Below are 20,740 nucleotides of genomic sequence, written 5' to 3'. Positions count from 1 at the left end.
ATCGTCTCATGTGACGGTGTTTTTTTATATCCTTTTTCGCAATTAAAAAAGGCCTGATGAAAATACGATTGTTCCTCGTGTTACTTGTTTACCTTTATCTCACTGACAAGATTTATTTGTTTTTTCATATACTATACAACAGGAGGAATGCGTATATGGTTGAAGTCAAAAGTATTACGGTAGGACAGTATCATTTCGCAGGTATTTATATCAATCTGCCTCAATATCCGATTCATTTTATCATTTCTACACATACGATCTTAGCACAGGATAATTTCTCCATGGACTATTTTGAACGTTTGGATCGTCCGGTAGCCGTACTTTTATGTCGCTATACCTTTGGCTTTGCCGGCATTTTAGATAGTGAGATTATGTCCATGAATCACATAGCGAAGGAAAAAGGCGTTACCATCGGCATGAAAGCGAAAGATGCGGTGATTCTTTGTGAAGAAGGTAAGGATCAAACGATATAAAAAAGGAAAACTTTTACTTCTTTTCATCGTTCTTCTATTGATCATTTTTCAAATGATAACAGCTTTTCACCATACCATTGAACCTCAGCTACAGGCGATTGCCAAGCAGCATACCGGTTTTGCTATCAATAATATCGTGAAAGAGGTATTAAGTGATATGGAATATAAAAGTGACGATCTATTGCGCGTGGAACGTAATAGCGCAAATCAGATTACAAGTGTAGAGTATGATTCGGCAAAACTAAATGCGCTATTGTACTCCGCTTTAAATACAATTGATGAATCTTTATTGGCAGCGCAGGATGGAAAAAAAGATCCGACAACTAAAGAGGTCTTTTATGAAGATGGAATCTTATATGAAGTACCAATCGGTTATTTTACGAAAACTTATTTGTTTTATGATAAAGGACCGAAGGTTAAGATACGTATGAAGATGCTCAACGATGTCACCGGAGAAATCAAAACAGAGGCAAAACCTTATGGTATCAATAATACGATGATTAAGATTTCCCTTGTTGTTCATGTGGATGCACAAGTCATCACGTTTTTAAGTGTGAGTGAATATAAGACGAAAATGGAACTTCCCATCATCATTCAAGTGGTAAATGGGGACATACCGGAAATCACACCGTATGCGCTTACAAATAATTGATATTTTATTCACAAAATGTAAAAAAGTGTTGGATATCCAACATGTTTTATAAAAATAAGAGTGTTATCATAGAACTGGTTAAAAGAGAGCTGGTGCGATTATGAATGTCGAACAGACAAAATCCCTAACCTTCTACGGTCGTCAAGAATTGGCGATGATTCCTATTCTCCTTTATGTGGTTTTAGGAGGAGCTATCATGATAGGATTTCAGTATTATTCTATGAAAGTGCTGATCTTTGCGGCCATCGTTTCCATCTTTATTGGTTATTTGTTTTGCCGTAAGAAAAAGGAATACTGGAATGCCATCGTACGAGGATTAGCACAGTATGGAAATGCTCGGCTCATTCTGATTTTTATGGTGATTGGTATCTTTTCTAAGGTGTTAGTGACAGGAGGCATCGGCGGTGGCTTTATCTGGGCCAGTTTGCATTTAGATTTGCATGGTGGTGCCTTTGTGGTCTTTTGTTTCCTTGGCTGCAGTATTATTTCAATGGGCGCAGGTGCACCGATTGCGGCGTTATTAGCGGTGGTACCGATTTTTTATCCGGCCGGTATCATGCTAGGGGCTAATCCTGCTGTGTTATTGGGGGCAATGATGAGTGGCATCTTCTTTGGCGATGCTTTATCACCAAGTTCGCAGGTTATCCATACGACCATTGCTTCGCAACACGATGCCCATACCCAAAAGAGCGCGGATTTAATCGAAACGATGAAAGAACGTTTGCCGTATATCCTTTTCGCCGGTATTGTTTCCATGATTCTCTTTTATTTTTTAGGCAGTGATACAAGTGCGGTAGAGCATGTGGCAGAATTAAGCAAGCTTTCTAATCGTTCAGGCTTATGGATGCTGCTGCCTATCGTTGTCTTATTGCTTATTTGCTTTAAGACAAGTGATTTGTTCATGGGAGTGAGTGGAGGTATTCTTACCGGTATCGTCATTGGCTTAGTAACCGGCATTTTCCAAATGTCGGATATCTTCTTCATTGATACAACGACCCAACAGCTGCATGGGGTATTCTTCGATGGTATTACTAGCGTAACGGATATCATCCTATCTACCATTTTGTTATATGGTTTGATTCAGGTCGCAGTTGAAGGCGGCATGATGCAGAAATGCTGTGACTTTTTGCTAAGTCGTAAGATGATCCAAAAGCCGGCAGGGGCAGAAGGCATCATCGCCATCGGTGTAGGTGTGGTAAATGTCTTACTGGCGGGCTGTGTCTTACCTTCGATCATCATGTTTAAAGATGTGGCAGATACCGTTGGACAAAAGGCTGAGATTCCTGCCAGTCGAAGAAGTATTCTGTTAACTGCGATGGCAACCAATGTGACTGCCATTGTCCCAATCAATTCGGCCTTTGTCATGGGTGCTGTAACAGTCGTTGCGGAAATGACAGCGAAAAATCCAATGCTGCCGAATGTTACACCGTGGCAAATCTTTATATCGTCATATTACTGTTTGTTGTTAACACTTGTCTGTATCGCCTGGGTCGTATTTGGTCTGGGCCGACATAGAGAAAAAGTGAAACATAGCTTGCATATGCAAAGGAGTGGTGAAAGATGAGTGAAATGTATGATGTTGTTATTATAGGTGGCGGCCCTGCCGGATTAGCAGCTGCTATCTATGCAGGCCGCGCACAGCGCAAGACACTGCTGATTGAAAAAGGCAGCTATGGTGGAAGAATCAATGACACTAGAGAGATTCGTAACTATCCGGGCACAATTTCTGATAGCGGTGCTGGATTGATGGAAAAATTCAAGGAACATGCACGCAGCTATGCAACAAATGAATTCAAGCGTACAACGGTTACCGGCATTGAAAAAGCAACGGATGGAAGCTTTGTGATCCATACCAAACGCCGTGGAGATTTCTTAGCACAGTGCGTGTTATTAGATACCGGTACAAAACCAAGAATCTTAGGTATTCCTGGTGAAGTTGAATTTGCTGGACATGGTGTTGCCTATTGTGCAACCTGTGATGCGGAATTCTTCAAAGGCAAAGAAATTTATGTGTTGGGTGCCGGAGATCAGGCAATTGAAGAAGCCGATTATCTGACAAACTTTGCAAGTAAGGTCACCATCATCGTCTTACATGAAGAAGGTCATCTTGATTGTAATGAAGTCGCAGCAGAAACGGCCTTCCATAATCCAAAGATTCACTTCGTTTGGAATTCTACCTTACAGGAAATTAAGGGGAAAGAGGAAGTCGAAAGCCTAGTCATCAAGAATGTTGTCACCAATGAAAGCATGGAAGTAAAAGCCGATGGTATCTTCTTCTTTGTCGGCATGGTACCGCAAACCGAATTTGTAAAGGACTTGGTTGCCTGTGATAAGAAAGGGTATATCAAGGTAAATGAAAAGAAAGAAACCAATGTGGCTGGCATTTATGCAATTGGTGATTGTACTCAAACTTTCTTACGACAGGTTGTAACTTCTGCCGCCGATGGTGCGATTGCGGCAACGGCCAGTGAGCGCTATGTGAAAGAAAAGAAACAGATTGATGCTATCCTAACACCGGACAGTGGCAAAGTAGCCTTTCTGTTCTACAATCCATATGATAGTGCACAAATTGATGTTCTTACGAAGATGGAAGAAAAGCTTGGTGAAACATATCATGTCATACGTCAGGATATCACACGCCAAAGTTTATTGTATGAACGCTTGCAAATGCACAATGTACCAGCAGCCGCTTATTATGAAAACGGCCAAGTAGAACGCATCGAAGAATCTTTATAAAGAAAATAGAAAAATGGCTCATACAGCAAAGAATGCTGATGAATAAAAGAAAGAATGGAGGAATGAGTTATGGGACAGCCAAGTGTTTTCCCTCATGGAGTTACTGTTTATGATCCAAAAAAATGTTGGAGTGGGTATACGATCGTACCGTTGATTAATGATGGTGTCTTGTTGTTTGATATGAATGGAAATGAAATCCGTCGTTGGAATATGCATGCCATGCCACCAAAATTATTGCCAGGAGGTTATGTGATGGGCCTTTCCGGTTACCGTCATCCAGACTATGGTATGCAGGATGGTGTTAACCTGATTGAGATTGATTATGATGGAAATATTGTATGGGAATTTGATAAATTTGAAGAAATCAATGACCCGGGAAGAGATCATCGCTGGATGGCACGCCAGCATCACGATTACCAGCGTGAAGGAAATCCTGTCGGCTATTATGTGCCAGGCATGGATGCCAAACCATTAGAAGGAAATACGTTGATTCTCGTACATCAAACAGTGCATAATCCTAAGATTTCAGATAAAAAGCTGTTAGATGATTGTATGATCGAAGTCGATTGGGAAGGCAATATCTTATGGAAATGGTCTATTACCGATCACTTTGATGAATTAGGCTTTGATGAAGCAGCCTTAAATATCCTTTCAAGAGATCCGAATATGCGTTCATCTGATGGCGGTGTCGGTGATTATCTGCATGTGAATTGCATGAGCTATCTTGGACCTAACAAATGGTATGATCAAGGGGATAACCGTTTCAAACCGGATAATATTATCTTTGATTGTCGTGAAGCCAATATTTTAGCAATCTTAGATAAGGAAAGCGGTAAGATTGTTTGGCGTATCGGTCCTGATTTTAACGCAACACCGGAATTGAAGAAATTAGGTTGGATCATTGGACAGCATCACTTCCACATGATTCCTAAAGGTCTTCCTGGTGAAGGCAACCTGTTAGTGTTTGATAATGGTGGTTGGGGAGGTTATGGCGTTCCTAATCCAGGCTCTAAAAACGGAACTAAAAATGCGCTGCGCGATTATAGCCGTGTATTAGAATTCAATCCAATTACATTGGAAGTTGTTTGGAAGCTGACCCCAAAAGAACTCGGTCATGCAATTCCTACCGATGCTAGTAAATTTTACAGCCCTTATGTATCCAGTGCCCAGCGTTTGCCAAATGGAAATACCCTAGTGACAGAAGGCAGCGATGGTCGTATAATAGAAGTAACGGCAGAACATGAAATTGTTTGGGAATGGATTTCACCTTATTATACCCATAATGAAACCGGACCAAAGAATAATATGATCTATCGTGCATATCGTTATCCATACAGTTATGTACCGCAAGAACCAACACCACAGGAAGTTGCAATTCCTAAAATTGATAATATTACCTATCGTGTACCAAATGCCGGTGCCTTTGGTGCTAAGAAGATTATTGATGTAGAGGGAACTTTACCTTATTATCAGGATGTAGCTCTTTGTGTTGCGACCGATGATGAAGAAGACATGAGCAAGCGTGAGAAAGTATTTAGCGTAGATACGGATTTATTTGAACCGGTAAACAGCTTTGCGGATTGGAATGAAAAAGTATTAAAGGTAAATGATAAACCAGTGCTTGTCTTGTTTGGTGCTGAACGCTGTGTTCATTGTAAAGCGTTGCATCCGGTATTAGAGGAAGCTTTGCAGGATGAATTTAACAGCAGTTTCCATATCCGCTATGTCAATGTGGATGAAAATAAGGACATTGTGGATGCATGTCATGTACAGGGGATTCCTGTTGTGGCAATCTATCGTCATGGAAAAGAAGTACAACGCTTTAATGGAGAACGGGATTACGATGATGTCTGTGATTTCTTAGATCAGGCATTTGCATAAAACTACATGAGGCAGGAGGTAGACTTCCTTGGAAAACCGTATATCGCAACAGACACCTTTCGCATATCGCTGTTTACATCATCCCGTATATGGGAAAGCCTTTCGTTATCAAAGCTATAAAACAGCAGAAATCATCCATCCAACAGGAGCACCGATTGATGAATTCGGAATCGTGGTGGATGGCATCTTAAAGGCAAATCTGTATACCGTAAATGGCTGTGAATTGTGCAGTGCTTACTTTGAAGATTGTGATGTGTTTCCCGAATTTCTCTACTTCACTGGCAAAAAAGTATATACGTATACATTGGCAGCAGTTAAGAAAACAGAAGTTGCATGGATAGCGACTTCTGTTTTTGAGCGTATGTTACAGGAAGATTCCGAAATGATGTATTCCTTTATGCTCTATATCTCAAAACGTGGATTAAAGAATCAGATGTTGTTAAACTGTTTAAATTATCAGACGATTCAAGAGCGTGTCGCATATTGGTTGATTGGCATGAATAATCTTTCGCAAAATGAACATATTCCTTTGCCAAAGTCACAAACGATGTGGGCAAATACCTTGCGTGTTTCACGTTCTTCTCTAAACCAGGAAATCAAGCGTATGGAAGCTTTAGGATATTTTCGCATTGATGGACATAATCTGGTTTTATTAAATCAAAGAGCATTAGAGGATTTGCTATAGCAAATTACGTATGCACATAACGATAGCCAAAAACCAAAAAAGAACCGATTGGTTCTTTTTTGGTGAACACTTGGTATACATCTTAATCAAAGTCTTGAAAATTATTCAGAATCAAGAAATCACTTGATAGGATAAGCGCAGATAGGAATCTTCTAAAACCTCACAATGAAGAAGTTTTAAGATACCTAAGTGAGATAGTTCCTTCGTTGACATCAATGAAGTACCATCAATCAAAGTAGCAGTATCTTTACCGCCAATCAGTACCGGAGCAACAACGATATCTACATAGTCAATCAGCTTTTCTCTAAGGCAAAGTCCATTCAAGGTACCACCTGTTTGGATGGTGAGACGTTGACATCCGTAATCGGTATAAAGTGTTTTAAAAATTGCAGATAAATCAAGTTCATGTTGCTGAAGTATATGCAGATTAGTTTCTTGCAGGGTGAATGCAGGATGTTGTCGATTCGTAGTAACGAGTACAAATTCTTTTGATAAGGCGCAGAAATAGCGTATTCCTTGTAGGGTTAAATGCCGGTTATCAATGATTACGAAAGATACCGGTGTTTTTTGTGGCATTGGTCGCTGGTTAACTCCAAGTTTAGCTTGTACACGTCCGGAATTTAAGCACCATAGATCTGTGGTTTGTTCGATTTCATAATATTGATGTAGCCCTTCCTTGAGTCCTTTCAGTTTAGGAAAATCAAGATCAACATCTAATTCATCCGTTGCACCGGTGCTAATTTTTCCATCTACGCTCATTAACATAAAGAGGGTGGTAAGTGGTCTGTTCATTTTACTATCTCCTAGTTTAGCAGTGTGTTCATTGTTTTCAGTATACATATATTTCTTTTCAAATTCTTCATCTATTGCCAACAGAAAGTCATTTGACTTATTGACTTCTATTTAGTTGGCTTTTCAATGATATTATGGTAATGATAACATATATGCTTTTAAAATACTATAGATGCAAAAAACATTATAAATTATCTAAATAAGACGCGGCTAGGCCAATATAAATTTAAATATTTATTAGGAGAAACTAAGACTATTCCAGAAAAAATAAAAAAATTGATGATTCCCTAAATACAGTGTCTATCAGCATGTTCAAAGGATTTAAGAAGTCATTTTACTACTTATTTAATAAACCTTGCTATGTTGATATTTTTAGATATGTAAAGATATGGTACAGCACTTTGCATTGGACAAGATTATTCTTGGCGGTATTAAACTACATTATGTTGAAGATTAAAGGCAATCAGCTAGCAGAGAATTTACAGGGAAATTATCCATCAGGGATGAAACAAGAAAGAAAAGATAGCAATATCGTTAAATATTTAAAAGCTTTATCAGTTTCGTAAGGTATAAAAGCCTCTTTATAATCAAAGTAAGCACTTTATTGTCTATTACTAGTGACATATTTGTGTCTGTATGATGGTAGATTACACCTCTATAAACCTTTATAATAATAACTAGAGGTGGTATCTATGAAATTAGAAGAAAAGTTACAAATATTGAGAAAAAAGAATGGATATTCGCAAGAACAATTAGCCGATAAACTTGGTATAGCTCGTCAAACTATAAGCAAATGGGAAAATGGACAGGCAATTCCAGAACTAAATGGATTGATAGCATTAAGTAAATTATACGGTATAGCGATTGATAGAATTGTTAAAGATGATGATGAATGTAATCTACCCATTTATAAAGGTGCAGAAATAGACATAAATGAAATGATTTCTTTTTTAATCTATGCCAAAAAAAACACTTATCCAATAAATGGAAATAAAGTTGCTTCATCAAGAACAAAATCTCATGATTATAGTTATAGTGAAAACGGATATAAGTACCTAGATACATATTTAGGGGGAGAGAAATTTTCTGGTTCTGAGGCTGTTTGGTATCTTGATAAGCCTATTTGGAGCATGAACTATGCTGGACGAATAACAGGAGATTTTTTTGATAATGACTTTTTAAAAGAAGCCTTATTAAGTGTTTCTGCTGACGCACCTTATCGGGGTCCTAAAATTTTTGTAAAGGGCGATTATCATTATCATTGCAAAGTTGAAGGCGAATTTGTTTGGTTTCAAGGATATGAAGAAATCTTTTATTTGAAAGAGAAAATTTATGAATGCTATTTTCATGGAGGCGTTATAAGCTGATGAAAATTATCGAAAAGCAAATCAATACAAAAGATTATTTGACAAAATCAAATCTTCCAGATAGTGATTATGTCATAAATCCATATGTTGGTTGCCCTCATGCCTGTAAATATTGTTACGCTAGTTTTATGAAAAGATTTACAGGCCATTCAGAGGAATGGGGAACTTTTATAGATATAAAGGAATGTGATAAACCTATAAGTAAAAAAAGGCTTCAAGGTAAATCGGTATTCATAGCGTCTGTAACAGATTGTTATAATCAATATGAAGCAAGGTATTGCAAAACTCAAAAAATATTAGAACAGTTAATAAATATCGATTGTCAAATAACCATTTCCACTAAATCAGATTTAATATTACGTGACATTGAGATTCTAAAAAAAATCCCAAATCTTAAAGTGGCGTTTTCTCTGAATACGTTAAATGAAACATTCCGAAAAGATATGGATAATGCTAGTGCGATTGCTAATAGATTATATACCATAAAAAGACTACATGAAGCAGGAATATATACTGTTTTGTTTATATCTCCTATTTTTCCATATATTACTGATTGGAAGAAAATCATAGAAGAAACAAGCTATATTGTAAATGAATATTGGTTTGAAAATCTAAACCTTAGAGGTTCTTATAAACAAACTATACTTACTTATATTGATAAATATTATAGCAATCTGGCAAATGAGTATCGAAAAATATTTTTGCAGAAAGATAATGCTTATTGGGATAATTTAGCAAGCTCTATAAATGTTTATTGCGATGAGTTAAACCTAAAATACATCAACTACTTTTATCATGCTAGATTGGTTAAAGAAAAAATGGATAATAAGCATGATATGTGATAGGAGGTCTTAAACATGGGAATATTCTTATTATTGAATTTATAGACAATGAAGAACGAGTATTTCAACAGATTGTTCAATGGTTATGTCATAAGCTGATAAACAGCTGTTCAATCTAAACCTTTATACCAGAGTTTTAGCAATTCATACAGGAGTTAGGATCTATTTAATTAATAACTTATAAGATACTTTTTCGTAAGGATAGTAAAGGATATGCTAACTTAGTAGAGATATGAAAAAGAAGATTGTCCGCTATTTTTTATCATAGTTGCAATCTTCTTTTTAACTACTTAAATTGAATCACATTTGAAAAGATATTTTTTATTTATGAGCATCTATAAACTTACGAATATTACTGGCATTGGCATATGCCTGATAGTCCTGCTCATCGGCAACAATCAAGGTTGGAGCTAACATGACCTTATATTGTTTTGTCAGCTTCTGATTTTCTTCAGCATCAATTTTTTCATAAGGAATGCCTGCTTGCTCTAACCATGTGGTAGCAATCTTGCAATTTGGACATGTCTTTGTGGTAAAGAGCATGACTTTTTTAGGTTGTACCTCTGGTTTTTTCGCTTCCTCATCTTTTTGAGGGGCGAACACATCTCTTCCTTTTAAGACGCTGTGGCCGATATCATATTCCTTACGTTCTTTATATTCCTGGGATTTACCTTCATTCCAGTTTTGGATTGGTCGATAGTATCCTGTGATACGACTCCATACTTCGGTCTTAGCACCACAGTGAGGACAAGTGTATTGTTCACCGGTGATGTAGCCATGGTTTGGACAGATGGAATACGTAGGGGATAAAGTATAATATGGCAGTTTGTAGTTTGCGGCAATGGTGCGTACCAAAGATGCAGCTGCTTTCCAATCTGGAAGTTTCTCACCTAAGAAGGCATGGAATACCGTTCCTGATGTATATAATGTTTGCAATTCATCCTGTACATCCAAAGCATCAAAGATATCTTCCGTAAAGCCTACTGGCAAGTGTGAACTATTGGTATAGTAAGGGCTATTGCCTTCTTCTGTTGCGGTAATGATATCTGGATAATGTGCTTTATCATGTTTTGCAAGACGATAGGTCGTAGATTCAGCTGGTGTTGCTTCCAGGTTGTATAGATCACCATATTCTTCCTGATAGATCACCAGACGTTCACGCATATGATTTAAAACTTCTTTTGCGAATTCTTGTGTTTCCTTATGAGTCAGATCTTTTCGCAGCCAGTTGGCATTTAAGCCGACCTCATTCATACCAATCAAACCAATGGTTGAGAAATGGTTCTCAAAAGTACCTAAATAACGTTTTGTATAAGGATACAGACCTTCATCTAATAATTTGGTTATAACCGTACGTTTTGTTTTCAAAGAACGTGCGCTGATATCCATTAAATGATCTAAGCGATTATAGAATTCTTCTTTACTCTTAGCTAAATAGGCGATTCTAGGCAGGTTGATCGTTACAACACCAACAGAACCTGTGCTTTCTCCACTACCGAAGAATCCACCAGATTTTCTTCGTAATTCACGCAGATCCAGGCGCAGACGGCAGCACATGCTGCGCACATCGCTTGGTTCCATATCACTATTTACATAATTAGAGAAATAAGGAGTACCATACTTCGCTGTCATTTCAAATAATAAACGATTATTTTCGGTATCTGACCAATCAAAATCAGAAGTGATGGAATAGGTTGGGATTGGATATTGGAAACCACGTCCGTTGGCATCGCCTTCCAACATGACTTCAATAAAGGCTTTATTGATCATGTCCATCTCTTTTTTACAATCCTTATATTTAAAGTCTACTTCTTTGCCGCCTATGATACAGTTCATTTCAGCCAGATCATTTGGAACGGTCCAGTCTAAGGTGACATTAGAGAAAGGTGCCTGTGTGCCCCAACGGCTAGGGGTATTAACACCATAAATGAAGGATTCCACACACTTCTTTACCTGATCATAGTCAAGGTTATCAACTTTTACAAATGGTGCTAAATACGTATCAAAGGAAGAAAAGGCTTGTGCACCTGCCCATTCATTTTGCATGATGCCTAAGAAGTTTACCATCTGGTTACAAAGCGTTGCTAAATGAGAAGCCGGTTTTGAGGTAATCTTGCCAACCACACCGCCAAGACCTTCCTGAATCAATTGTTTTAATGACCAACCTGCGCAATAACCAGTTAACATGCTTAAATCATGGATGTGCAGATCGCCATTCTTGTGAGCATTGGCAATTTCATCATCGTAGATTTCAGAAAGCCAATAGTTAGCGGTAATGGCACCACTGTTATTTAAGATCAAACCGCCTACGGAATAGGTGACCGTCGAATTTTCTTTGACACGCCAATCGGTTGCTTTTACATAGCTGTCAACTAAGTCCTTATAATCTAAGATCGTCGAACGCATATTGCGGATCTTTTCACGCTGTTTACGATACAGGATATAAGATTTTGCGACATCGGCATAATCTGCCTGAATCAATACATCCTCTACACTGTCTTGAATGTCTTCGACATGAATGCATTCCTCTTTGATTTTTGGCTCAAAATCACTGGTGACACGCAATGCCAACATATCAATAACACTTGGATGATATTGGCGCTGGACAGATTCAAATGCCTGGGTGATGGCTATGGTAATCTTGGCGATATCGAAATCGGTAACCTTTCCATCTCTTTTAATTACTTTGTACATAGTTTTCTTCCTTTCCTTTACAAGCCTCTAAGCTGTGTATTTGCAATATATGGAATAACAGCTTCTTGTAATTGTTTCATGGTTTGGGCATCGTAAGCGTGTAGCCCTTTTTGAATTACTCGTTCACTATCGACGAAGCCTTGCAGATAATACGCTCTGGCACCCTTCAGCCATTTTCCGATTTCCTGCATATCGGCTAAGGTATGAAGCTCTTTTACAATCGTTGTCCGAAATTCATAAGGGATGTGATCTTCCATTAAATATGCGGCGCTTTCTTTGATTGGTGTCACATCAAAATTGTGAATGCCGGTTGTTTCAGGATAACGCTTTAGACAATTTTTAATGTCCATTGCGACATAGTCAATCAGTTTTTTCTCGACGAGTTCTTTTAAACGCTTTGGATAACTGCCGTTTGTATCTAGCTTTATTTGGTAACCTAATTCTTTGATGGTTCTTAAAAAAGATTCTAAGGTATCATTTAATAAAGGTTCACCACCGGTAATACAGACACCTTCTAAGACACTACGACGCTTTTTTAAAAAAGCGATAATATCTTTGGTAGGTATTTGTGAGGTATTCTCATTCAAGAAGACCAAATCGGCATTTTGACAAAACGGACAGCGCATATTACAGCCACCGGTGAAAATTGTGCTTGCCATCTTCTGCGGATAATCCAACAGAGTCAATTTCTGCAAGCCAAAGAGCTTAATTTCTTTTTCATCCTCCATGGCATCATACTGCTTAGCTTTTTCAGTCAAAGCATCTAGCAAAGCTTCCGTATTAGCGCATTCGCTCGCACTCATGTCGCGAGTCAAGCGTTCCCACCATTCTCGTCGAATGAGATAAATCTTTGAAATGATGTCTTTTGTACGATCGGTCGTGTAGAGCAAGCGCACTCTTTTGTCCGTCGTACTGGCACAAGATCGAACATAGCCGGCATCCTCTAATTTACCAATACTTTTGGTAATGGTACCTTTATCAAAACATCCTCTCACTGCCAGTTCCTGCATGCTGATTCCTTCATTTTCATAAATCAAAATCAGAAAAGGAAGCTGTCCGGCATTGATATCATAATCACTTAACTGTTTATCATAATATTTTTGCCCACAACGATAAAGAATGGAGATATTCATCAATAAATAATTGTTGCTTTCCATATCATCACTCCAAATAGTTGACTATTCAACTATTTGTATGATAACACAGCTTTTTCGTAACTTCAACCGTTTGGACCGTGTAAATTATGAAAGTGTAGTAAACGTTTTCATTTGTAATACTATTACCGTTGATTGTCTAATGTTATAATGATACACACTGTTTTTGTGTATAAACCTGTGCTTTCTATCAGAATGTGCTATGATAATAGACAAAAGACGAAAGAAGGATAAAATCATGATGGGTGTGTTTTTAGCTGGGATGGGAGTGTTGGTGTGCATTGTGAGTTATCTGCAATTGCGATGGATACATCAACAAGTACAAGGCTTTTTTTATCGATGCCTGCAGGTGTTGTTAGTGATTGGTGATGGTATTTTATTTTATCGCTTCAGCAATCAATTTTATCGTCTGCAGCAAGAGTCTTTACGCGCATTGCTTTTGCTTATATCAACAATTGTGCTGGTATGGCTCATATTATTTGCCCTCATGCAGGGGATTGCCTTTTTGTTAGATAAAAGAAGGGCGTATAAGTTATCTTTGCGCTATATTCTAGGTGGATGTATTCTTTTTACTGCCTTGTTTGTGTATATCGGTTATCGGCAGGCAGCACCGCTTGTCTTGCGTAGCTATAGCGTAACTGCGAAAATGAACATAGCGAAAGATCTGCAGTTTTATTTACTTAGTGATTTGCATTTAGGAAGTGGAGTGGACAAGCACCGCATGGATCAAATGTTTGCGATGTTAGAAAAGCAGCCAATGGATGCTTTGTTGGTGGCAGGAGATCTCTTTGATGAAGCAACACCAACTTCTGACTTACAGCAATTTTGTATGAAATGTCGTAATGCTTCCTTTCATGATAAAATTTATTACAGTCCCGGCAATCATGAATTGCTGAGTAAGAATCGTAAAGCATATGAAACCCTCTTGAAGCAAAGTGGCATCCATATTCTAAAAGATGAAACAGCCCTCGTAGATCATCGGTTTTATGTGATTGGACGCAAGGACAAAAAGGAAAAACGTATGGAGCTTGCCACCTTAATGAAATCCTGTCAAGCAGACAAGCCAATCATCGTTATCGATCATCGACCATGCTTTGATGATGTCCATGCGATTGATTTACAAGTTAGCGGGCATACGCATCAAGGACAAATCTTTCCTAATACCCTTTTCACAAAGCTGGCATATCCTTATGATTATGGAGCTTATCAACAGCCATATCCGATGATCGTCAGCAGTGGAGCTGGCACTTGGGGCATGCCGATACGTATAGGAACAACCTCTGAAATTGTTAAAATTACGCTTAAGGGCCAGTAGTTTAGGGAAATGTTATAGAAATTTGCCGAAATGCCAAAGATTTTTGCTAGTGTTTTTTTAGCACAATCGCTATAATAAAACCACACAAAACGTAGAAAGGGGTATTCATGTTAAAAGATAAGTTAATTGCATTGCGTAAAAAAAGTGGTTATAGTCAACAAGAGCTAGCCGATTTGCTGTCTTTAACAAGACAAACCATATCAAATTGGGAAAATGGGCAAAGTGCACCGACTTTTGATAAAGCTATCGAGTTGGCGGCTATCTATCATATTTCTTTAGATGATCTTGCGGATAATCGATTAGAGATTATCGCAAAAGAAAAAACAAAGAAGGATTTGCATGTGTTACAGGCTTTACAGGGAAAAACGGTTATATTAGATTGTGAGGATTTTGATTACATGCTAAATTCCTATAACGAGAAAGCAAAAGTGCTGGAGGTTACTGAGGAATGGATACGAGTGGCTTATACAAGAGGAAGAAGCAATGCTTTTTTCAAAAAAGAAACATTGATAAAACTTATTGATACAAGGGCTATCCATGGCTTTATGATCGTGGAGGAAGCAGCATGACGATATTTTTATTGCTAATCATCCTTGTGTTATTGTGCTATCTTATGAAAATAGTGACACATGGGGAAAAGGAAAAACAGACTGTAAAAGATCAACCGTCATTAAATTATCAAGCCATATTGCCGCAATATTTAAAGAAGAATTGCTCGATCGTCTTAAAAAAACCGCTGGTATCACTGGATGCAATGTATAGCATAGAAGGTGTTTTATGTGATTTAGATGATGAATGGTTGTTAATAGAAACCATGACAAAACGAAAAAAAATCGTGCGCATGCTGCGTATTGATACTATACAAAGTATCAAAGAAATCATAGATTAAACAAAAGTTGCACATAAAAAACGAGCGATGGCATGCCTATCTTGCAGGAGGAAGTAGTATGATAAGAAAAATGGAGGCTATGGACCATGACGTTGTTATGGATATTTGGCTACATGGCAATCTAGCAGCGCATTCCTTTCTATCACCTACCTATTGGAAAAAGCAGTATGCGATGGTTTCTCAAGCCATACAAGAAGCAGAGGTATATGTATATGAGGAGAATGGTGCTGTTGTGGGGTTTGTCGGATTGCAGGATACGTATATTGCGGGTATCTTTGTTAGTGAAGCGATGCAAAATAGGGGCATTGGAAAGAAGTTAATGGATGAATTAAAAAAACACAAAACAATTTTACACCTGCATGTATATGAAAAGAATGAAAAAGCATTGCGTTTTTATCAAAGGGAACACTTTACTATTTTAACAAAAGAAAACGATGCAGAAATAAATGTTCAGGTATATCACTTGATGTGGAAAGCATAAAAAAACCATGCAAGCATATGAAAAATGATATTTACCTGCATGGTATAAGAAGCATAGAGCAAACGGCTTTATGCTTTTTTTGAAATGGTAAAACATAAAAAAAGCCTTTTTGCAAAGGCTAGTTCGTAAGTTGGTGGGGAAGGCGGGACTTGAACCCGCACGGGATTAACTCCCAACGGATTTTAAGTCCGTTGCGTCTGCCTATTTCGCCACTACCCCAAGTAATGGAGGTTCCGATCGGACTTGAACCGATGATCACAGAGTTGCAGTCTATTGCCTTACCACTTGGCTACGGAACCTTATATTTATTTTTGATTGCCCCACATCATCGGTGCTATAACATTATATAATAAAATACAAAAAATGCAAGCAGAAATTTAAAAAAATTTAATTTTTTTCATGAGAAAATAAATAGATGTGCAAAAATAAATCCATAGCTCCTTTTATGATGGAGGAGTTATGGATGTTAGCAAAAGCTAGCAAAGAAAGGCAACTTCTGTTTTTACCCAATCTTACTTTACCATTCGTATGTGATATATTACCTTATGAAAATTGATTATGTAATGGATAGCAGACGGTAGAATCAATATACAGATAATTTACATAATGATAGCGTATTTTTGGATAACCATCGTGGAATATCTTATAGAATGCATAATAATCACTGATATTTAAATCATCCTCTAGATAATCAGACGCATGAAAAATCATCGAGAGTTTTAATTGTTTGACCACCTTTGCGAAATAAGCGGTCATATGTTTTACATCAGAAAAGGTTTGTTCATTATAAGCGACTCCCATATCCTTTTGAATAGTATCCATATGTAAATACACGGTATTGGTGATGGGAAGCTCAAAGAATCGCTGAATCACTTCACGTATGCGATTGATCTCTTCTTGCTTATCGTATTGATTTAATGGCCGCAACTGCTGGGGGTTTTGCGAAAGCGGTAAGGTCAAAGATGTTGGTATAAGGTACATATCCATAGAATCATCTTCCTGCATACTGGCTACCATGATATAAGGAAGATGCTTTCCGGTGATGAGGATGTTTTGCGTATCTTTTGCATGTACAGGTGTTAAGATAAATAAAAATAACACCATGAGAAAGACTGTATAAATTTTTTTCATAGGATTACCCTCCTTCTAAGGTTAGTATGTATGCTACGATGGTCTTCATGCAAAAGTGGATAAGGGATTTTTCTTATCACAAATCTCAATCTGAAGGCATTCGCTATGAACTTGCTATTGCTACAATCGTTCACTAGGAAGATCAAAAAAGCGTTTTCATTATTATGGATTGTTCAATTTATGTAAAATCATCGGAAGTAATATGAACTTAAATTAAGAATTAAAAGGTTGATTTGTTCATTTTATATGCTAAAATGAATATAACTTGAACAAAGGGAGGATGTGGAAAGATGAGGAAGGCAATCGTGGCATTGTTTTTAATTACGGCAATTCTGTTGCTGAGCATTCGTCAGGAAAGAGAAACCATCATTATTTATTCTTCCATGGAACAATTCCGTGGGGAAGAATTACAAAAACAATTGAATGAACAATTTCCTGATCTGCATGCCATGGTGATGTATGTGCCAACCGCCAAAGCCGCAGCAAAAATCTATGTGGAAAAGGATCAAAGTGATGCAGATATCATCGTAGGATTGGAATCCAGCTATATGGAAAAAATCAAAGAGGAATTAGCGGATATCAAAGGTTATAGCAAATTATCTTATCTGCGTGAATTACAACCGGATAAATTTGATAATCGCTATGTAATCTGGGAACGTCAGGCAGGGGCTTTCATTATCAATACCGAAGTCTTAAAAAAACACCATCTTCCTATTCCGACAACATATGAACAGCTGTTAGATCGCAAATATTATAATCTTATCGCCATGCCCGATCCGAAATCCAGTGGTACCGGCTATTTCTTTTATAAGAATTTGGTGAATACCATGGGAGAAGCGAATGCCTTAGCATATATTGATAAACTGGAATATAATGTGAAGCAATTTAGTGAAAGTGGCAGTGGCCCTATTAAATTATTAATACAGGGCGAAATTGGAATCGGTTTAGGGCTGACTTTTCAAGCAGTAAATCAGATCAATGAAGGTTCACCATTTCAAATTGTCTATCCGAAAGAAGGTTCTCCATATTCATTGACTGGCACTGGTATGATGAAACATAGCAGTAATGATGCCGATGTACAACGTGTATTTGATTTTATCATAAATGATTTTCTATTATATGATAAGGAACATTTCTCACCGGAGCAGATCTTGCAGCATCAAAAAAATACAATACCCAATTATCCGAAACATATTCCTTATGCGGATATGACCGGAATCGAAGATATACATGAAAAAGAAAGGTTGTTAGAAGTATGGAAGTACTAAAGGATGCAAAACTCATCGTTAAGGATCTATATAAAAACTTTGACGGAAAGGATATTTTAAAACATATCTCCTTTGCTGTAAAAGAAGGGGAATTCTTAAGTGTATTAGGACCAAGTGGCTGTGGAAAGACAACCTTATTGCGTATTCTGATTGGTTTGGAGAAACAAGATGATGGTGAAATCTTATTAGACGCTCAAGATATTTCGCATTTAAAGCCAAGTGAACGTGGGATGGGCATCATTTTTCAAAACTATGCGTTATTCCCAAATATGAGTGTCTTGGAAAATGTGGAATATGCCTTAAAACTGCGTGCTGATTTGAAGCAAAACAGTCGTAAGATTGCTCTGTCCACCTTAGAGGCAATCGGTATGCTGGATCAGATTGATAAACGTCCTTCCCAATTATCCGGTGGGCAGCAACAGCGTGTAGCGATTGCCAGAACGCTTGCCCTAAATCCTAAGATTATATTATTGGATGAGCCTATCAGCGCATTGGATGTCAGCATGCGCGAGGTTATGAAAAAGGAATTAAAGGATATTCAGAAAAAATTTAACTCAACTATGATTTTTATTACCCATGAACAGGAAGAGGCCTTTTATTTATCCGATCGTATCATGGTCATGAGCGAAGGCAATATTGAACAAATCGATACACCGAGAAATATTTATGAACATCCGGCTAATGACTATATCAAAGATTTTGTCATTGCTCATTTAGATAGTAAGCTGGCATCGTTGTGTGTGTGCACAGGGAAGAATGTTTATGAAAAATAGAGGTTTTCGCGCAGGTAAGCTGTTGGTGCTCATCTTCTTATGTTTTTCTGTATTACTGCCTCTTTTCACTTTGTTTTTTCATATTGATGGTGAAGATATCAGTAAGGTCATCCACAGTCCGCAATTCGCGCCGATGTTGATTAATTCTTTGATAACGACGACACTGGCTACGATCTTTTCTGTTTCACTAGCCTTTGCTTTGGCCTGGTTCATGAATCGTACCAATCTTCGGTATCGTTCCATATTTACCGTTTTATTTACGTTACCGATGCTTATACCTTCCATCTCTCATGGCATGGGCTTGGTGTTATTATTTGGCGATAATGGACTCATCAGTAATCTTTTGCATATGAAGTTTTATTTATATGGATACAATGGCATCATCTTAGGTTCTATTTTATACTCCTTTCCTGTTGCTTTCCTCATGTTGTGTGATACCTTTCAATATGAGGATTATACGACCTATGAGGCGGCAACTGTCTTAGGACTAAGTAAGAAACAACAGTTTCTTACAATTACTTTGCCCAATGTGAAAGGACCTTTGATCAGTGTGATTTTTTCTGTTTTTACCATGATCTTTACCGATTATGGAGTACCGCTGGTTGTTGGGGGGAAATCCATGACATTGCCGGTTTATATGTATCGAGAAGTAATCGGCTTGCTTGATTTTTCAAAAGGGGCCATCATTGGGATATTGCTGTTAATACCGGCCTTTATCGCTTTTATCATTGATTTTAAAAATGATAATAAAGGAAATAGTTCTACGGTTACAAGAAACTATGTCATAACACCAAATCGCAAACGTGATCGCATTGCCTATATCATCTGCATTGCCACGGTGGTGTTTATCTCTTTGCCGATTATCACCTTCGCCATTTTATCCTTTGTTAAACAATATCCTACCGATATGAGTTTTTCCTTGGATAATGTAGTACAGGCTTTTGATCTGGGAGTTCGCATGTATCTTAAAAATGCGTTAGCAATTGCCTTATTGACCAGTATCCTAGGTGTGTGCTTAACCTATTTTACGGCATTTATTACCGCCCGCAGCCATCATAGCTTTTCCAATATGGCGCTGCATCTGATTTCCATGATATCACTGGCCATTCCTGGTGTGGTTTTAGGTTTGAGCTATGTGCTGTTTTATAAAGGAAGCCTACTTTATGGAGGACTTTCCATTCTGGTACTCGTCAATATTACACACTTTTTCGCCAATCCATACTTGCTTGCTTATAATTCCTTACAGCAGTTTCACAGCAATTTGGAAGATATCTCAGCTACGATGGGGATTTCTAAACTACGAATGTTAAAAGATGTATATATTCCATGTACGCAAGCAACCATCATTGAAATGTTTTCTTATATCTTTGTGAATTGTATGGTTACCATATCGGCGGTGTCTTTTTTGGCAAATTTCCGCAACATGCCATTATCTTTGCTGATCCCACAATTTGATTCACAATCACTCATTGAAGCAACGGCTTTTATCTCCATTGTGATCTTAAGCGTGAATTTGGTAATGAAGCTGATTATTTATTTACTAAAGCGTTCCTTACAAAAAGAAAAGTAGTTTGCAAGAACAAAGGGAAATGCTATAATACGATTAC

19 protein-coding genes and 2 tRNA genes are annotated in these 20,740 nt (G+C 37.7%); 15 read left to right on the top strand and 6 right to left on the bottom strand.

Annotated elements, in window-relative coordinates; genetic code table 11:
• Positions 1 to 155: 155 nt before the first annotated feature.
• From EDD61_RS04430 to EDD61_RS04405, 6 genes are all read left to right on the top strand, one after another.
• Positions 156 to 473: a hypothetical protein gene (locus EDD61_RS04430; protein WP_008979636.1), complete on the top strand. Its 318-nt coding sequence runs from the start codon at positions 156 to 158 to the stop codon at positions 471 to 473.
• Positions 445 to 1,125: a sporulation protein YunB gene (yunB, locus tag EDD61_RS04425; RefSeq protein ID WP_008979635.1), complete on the top strand. Its 681-nt coding sequence runs from the start codon at positions 445 to 447 to the stop codon at positions 1,123 to 1,125. The genes EDD61_RS04430 and yunB overlap by 29 nt, the downstream gene beginning before the upstream one ends.
• 100 nt (positions 1,126 to 1,225) lie before the next feature.
• Complete coding sequence (locus EDD61_RS04420; protein ID WP_119983250.1) at positions 1,226 to 2,689, top strand: Na+/H+ antiporter NhaC family protein; 1,464 nt, start codon at positions 1,226 to 1,228, stop codon at positions 2,687 to 2,689.
• On the top strand, positions 2,686 to 3,861 hold the full coding sequence (locus EDD61_RS04415) for an NAD(P)/FAD-dependent oxidoreductase (protein WP_132224229.1): 1,176 nt from the start codon (positions 2,686 to 2,688) through the stop codon (positions 3,859 to 3,861). Before EDD61_RS04420 ends, EDD61_RS04415 begins: the two co-directional genes overlap by 4 nt.
• A gap of 69 nt (positions 3,862 to 3,930) precedes the next feature.
• Positions 3,931 to 5,742, top strand: coding sequence for an aryl-sulfate sulfotransferase (locus tag EDD61_RS04410; RefSeq protein WP_132224227.1), 1,812 nt, complete (start codon positions 3,931 to 3,933; stop codon positions 5,740 to 5,742).
• Positions 5,743 to 5,770: 28 nt separating this feature from the next.
• Complete coding sequence (locus EDD61_RS04405) at positions 5,771 to 6,427, top strand: Crp/Fnr family transcriptional regulator (protein ID WP_119983253.1); 657 nt, start codon at positions 5,771 to 5,773, stop codon at positions 6,425 to 6,427.
• 111 nt (positions 6,428 to 6,538) lie between these two features.
• On the opposite strand, the gene EDD61_RS04400 is transcribed toward EDD61_RS04405, so the two are convergent.
• The gene (locus EDD61_RS04400; RefSeq protein WP_119983254.1) at positions 6,539 to 7,219 is read right to left on the bottom strand and encodes a dihydrofolate reductase family protein; all 681 of its coding nucleotides are present in this window, start codon (positions 7,217 to 7,219) and stop codon (positions 6,539 to 6,541) included.
• Between the two features lie 692 nt (positions 7,220 to 7,911).
• Here EDD61_RS04400 and EDD61_RS04395 point away from each other — a divergent pair.
• Both EDD61_RS04395 and EDD61_RS04390 read left to right on the top strand, forming a co-directional pair.
• On the top strand, positions 7,912 to 8,586 hold the full coding sequence (locus EDD61_RS04395; RefSeq protein WP_132224225.1) for a DUF5680 domain-containing protein: 675 nt from the start codon (positions 7,912 to 7,914) through the stop codon (positions 8,584 to 8,586).
• Positions 8,586 to 9,428 (top strand): radical SAM protein, encoded by an 843-nt coding sequence (locus EDD61_RS04390; RefSeq protein ID WP_132224223.1) that lies wholly within the window; start codon positions 8,586 to 8,588, stop codon positions 9,426 to 9,428. Before EDD61_RS04395 ends, EDD61_RS04390 begins: the two co-directional genes overlap by 1 nt.
• 321 nt (positions 9,429 to 9,749) lie before the next feature.
• Here EDD61_RS04390 and EDD61_RS04385 read toward each other — a convergent pair whose 3' ends face one another.
• Positions 9,750 to 12,122, bottom strand: a complete 2,373-nt coding sequence (locus EDD61_RS04385; RefSeq protein ID WP_132224221.1) for a ribonucleoside triphosphate reductase — start codon at positions 12,120 to 12,122, stop codon at positions 9,750 to 9,752.
• 17 nt (positions 12,123 to 12,139) lie between these two features.
• Positions 12,140 to 13,279, bottom strand: coding sequence for an anaerobic ribonucleoside-triphosphate reductase activating protein (locus EDD61_RS04380; protein WP_008979629.1), 1,140 nt, complete (start codon positions 13,277 to 13,279; stop codon positions 12,140 to 12,142).
• A 235-nt stretch (positions 13,280 to 13,514) separates the two neighbouring features.
• On the opposite strand from EDD61_RS04380, the gene EDD61_RS04375 reads away from it, so the two are divergent.
• From EDD61_RS04375 to EDD61_RS04360, 4 genes are all read left to right on the top strand, one after another.
• Complete coding sequence (locus tag EDD61_RS04375; protein WP_132224219.1) at positions 13,515 to 14,591, top strand: metallophosphoesterase; 1,077 nt, start codon at positions 13,515 to 13,517, stop codon at positions 14,589 to 14,591.
• Between the two features lie 107 nt (positions 14,592 to 14,698).
• Positions 14,699 to 15,160: a helix-turn-helix transcriptional regulator gene (locus EDD61_RS04370; protein ID WP_132224217.1), complete on the top strand. Its 462-nt coding sequence runs from the start codon at positions 14,699 to 14,701 to the stop codon at positions 15,158 to 15,160.
• Complete coding sequence (locus EDD61_RS04365; RefSeq protein ID WP_008979626.1) at positions 15,157 to 15,480, top strand: hypothetical protein; 324 nt, start codon at positions 15,157 to 15,159, stop codon at positions 15,478 to 15,480. The genes EDD61_RS04370 and EDD61_RS04365 overlap by 4 nt, the downstream gene beginning before the upstream one ends.
• 58 nt (positions 15,481 to 15,538) lie before the next feature.
• The gene (locus EDD61_RS04360) at positions 15,539 to 15,961 is read left to right on the top strand and encodes a GNAT family N-acetyltransferase (RefSeq protein ID WP_132224215.1); all 423 of its coding nucleotides are present in this window, start codon (positions 15,539 to 15,541) and stop codon (positions 15,959 to 15,961) included.
• A 131-nt stretch (positions 15,962 to 16,092) separates the two neighbouring features.
• Here EDD61_RS04360 and EDD61_RS04355 read toward each other — a convergent pair.
• The 3 genes from EDD61_RS04355 to EDD61_RS04345 all read right to left on the bottom strand — a co-directional run bounded on the left by EDD61_RS04355 (position 16,093) and on the right by EDD61_RS04345 (position 17,092).
• Positions 16,093 to 16,180 (bottom strand) — tRNA-Leu (locus tag EDD61_RS04355).
• Between the two features lie 6 nt (positions 16,181 to 16,186).
• A tRNA-Cys gene (locus tag EDD61_RS04350) sits at positions 16,187 to 16,260 on the bottom strand.
• Between the two features lie 244 nt (positions 16,261 to 16,504).
• Complete coding sequence (locus EDD61_RS04345; RefSeq protein ID WP_132224213.1) at positions 16,505 to 17,092, bottom strand: hypothetical protein; 588 nt, start codon at positions 17,090 to 17,092, stop codon at positions 16,505 to 16,507.
• A gap of 290 nt (positions 17,093 to 17,382) precedes the next feature.
• Between EDD61_RS04345 and EDD61_RS04340 the strand changes: the two genes are divergently transcribed.
• From EDD61_RS04340 to EDD61_RS04330, 3 genes are read left to right on the top strand one after another with little or no spacing between them, the layout of a single operon-like run.
• Positions 17,383 to 18,360, top strand: a complete 978-nt coding sequence (locus EDD61_RS04340; RefSeq protein WP_008689213.1) for an extracellular solute-binding protein — start codon at positions 17,383 to 17,385, stop codon at positions 18,358 to 18,360.
• Entirely contained in the window at positions 18,348 to 19,133 is a 786-nt protein-coding gene (locus EDD61_RS04335; RefSeq protein ID WP_008689211.1) for an ABC transporter ATP-binding protein, read from the top strand. Before EDD61_RS04340 ends, EDD61_RS04335 begins: the two co-directional genes overlap by 13 nt.
• Entirely contained in the window at positions 19,123 to 20,703 is a 1,581-nt protein-coding gene (locus EDD61_RS04330; RefSeq protein WP_017144611.1) for an ABC transporter permease subunit, read from the top strand. Before EDD61_RS04335 ends, EDD61_RS04330 begins: the two co-directional genes overlap by 11 nt.
• Positions 20,704 to 20,740: the final 37 nt, after the last annotated feature.

The sequence above is a fragment of the Longicatena caecimuris genome (assembly GCF_004341945.1).
In the GTDB taxonomy this organism is placed as follows: domain Bacteria; phylum Bacillota_I; class Bacilli_A; order Erysipelotrichales; family Erysipelotrichaceae; genus Longicatena; species Longicatena caecimuris.
The sequence above is the reverse complement of the archived record's forward strand: the minus strand, read 5'-3'. Positions and strand labels throughout refer to the sequence as shown.

Coding starts and splice junctions, on each gene's coding strand:
- EDD61_RS04430 (WP_008979636.1), top strand. CDS start 156: ATGGTTGAAGTCAAAAGTATTACGGTAGGACAGTATCATTTCGCAGGT.
- EDD61_RS04420 (WP_119983250.1), top strand. CDS start 1,226: ATGAATGTCGAACAGACAAAATCCCTAACCTTCTACGGTCGTCAAGAA.
- EDD61_RS04415 (WP_132224229.1), top strand. CDS start 2,686: ATGAGTGAAATGTATGATGTTGTTATTATAGGTGGCGGCCCTGCCGGA.
- EDD61_RS04410 (WP_132224227.1), top strand. CDS start 3,931: ATGGGACAGCCAAGTGTTTTCCCTCATGGAGTTACTGTTTATGATCCA.
- EDD61_RS04400 (WP_119983254.1), bottom strand. CDS start 7,219: ATGAACAGACCACTTACCACCCTCTTTATGTTAATGAGCGTAGATGGA.
- EDD61_RS04395 (WP_132224225.1), top strand. CDS start 7,912: ATGAAATTAGAAGAAAAGTTACAAATATTGAGAAAAAAGAATGGATAT.
- EDD61_RS04390 (WP_132224223.1), top strand. CDS start 8,586: ATGAAAATTATCGAAAAGCAAATCAATACAAAAGATTATTTGACAAAA.
- EDD61_RS04385 (WP_132224221.1), bottom strand. CDS start 12,122: ATGTACAAAGTAATTAAAAGAGATGGAAAGGTTACCGATTTCGATATC.
- EDD61_RS04380 (WP_008979629.1), bottom strand. CDS start 13,279: ATGGAAAGCAACAATTATTTATTGATGAATATCTCCATTCTTTATCGT.
- EDD61_RS04375 (WP_132224219.1), top strand. CDS start 13,515: ATGATGGGTGTGTTTTTAGCTGGGATGGGAGTGTTGGTGTGCATTGTG.
- EDD61_RS04370 (WP_132224217.1), top strand. CDS start 14,699: ATGTTAAAAGATAAGTTAATTGCATTGCGTAAAAAAAGTGGTTATAGT.
- EDD61_RS04365 (WP_008979626.1), top strand. CDS start 15,157: ATGACGATATTTTTATTGCTAATCATCCTTGTGTTATTGTGCTATCTT.
- EDD61_RS04360 (WP_132224215.1), top strand. CDS start 15,539: ATGATAAGAAAAATGGAGGCTATGGACCATGACGTTGTTATGGATATT.
- EDD61_RS04345 (WP_132224213.1), bottom strand. CDS start 17,092: ATGAAAAAAATTTATACAGTCTTTCTCATGGTGTTATTTTTATTTATC.
- EDD61_RS04340 (WP_008689213.1), top strand. CDS start 17,383: ATGAGGAAGGCAATCGTGGCATTGTTTTTAATTACGGCAATTCTGTTG.
- EDD61_RS04335 (WP_008689211.1), top strand. CDS start 18,348: ATGGAAGTACTAAAGGATGCAAAACTCATCGTTAAGGATCTATATAAA.
- EDD61_RS04330 (WP_017144611.1), top strand. CDS start 19,123: ATGAAAAATAGAGGTTTTCGCGCAGGTAAGCTGTTGGTGCTCATCTTC.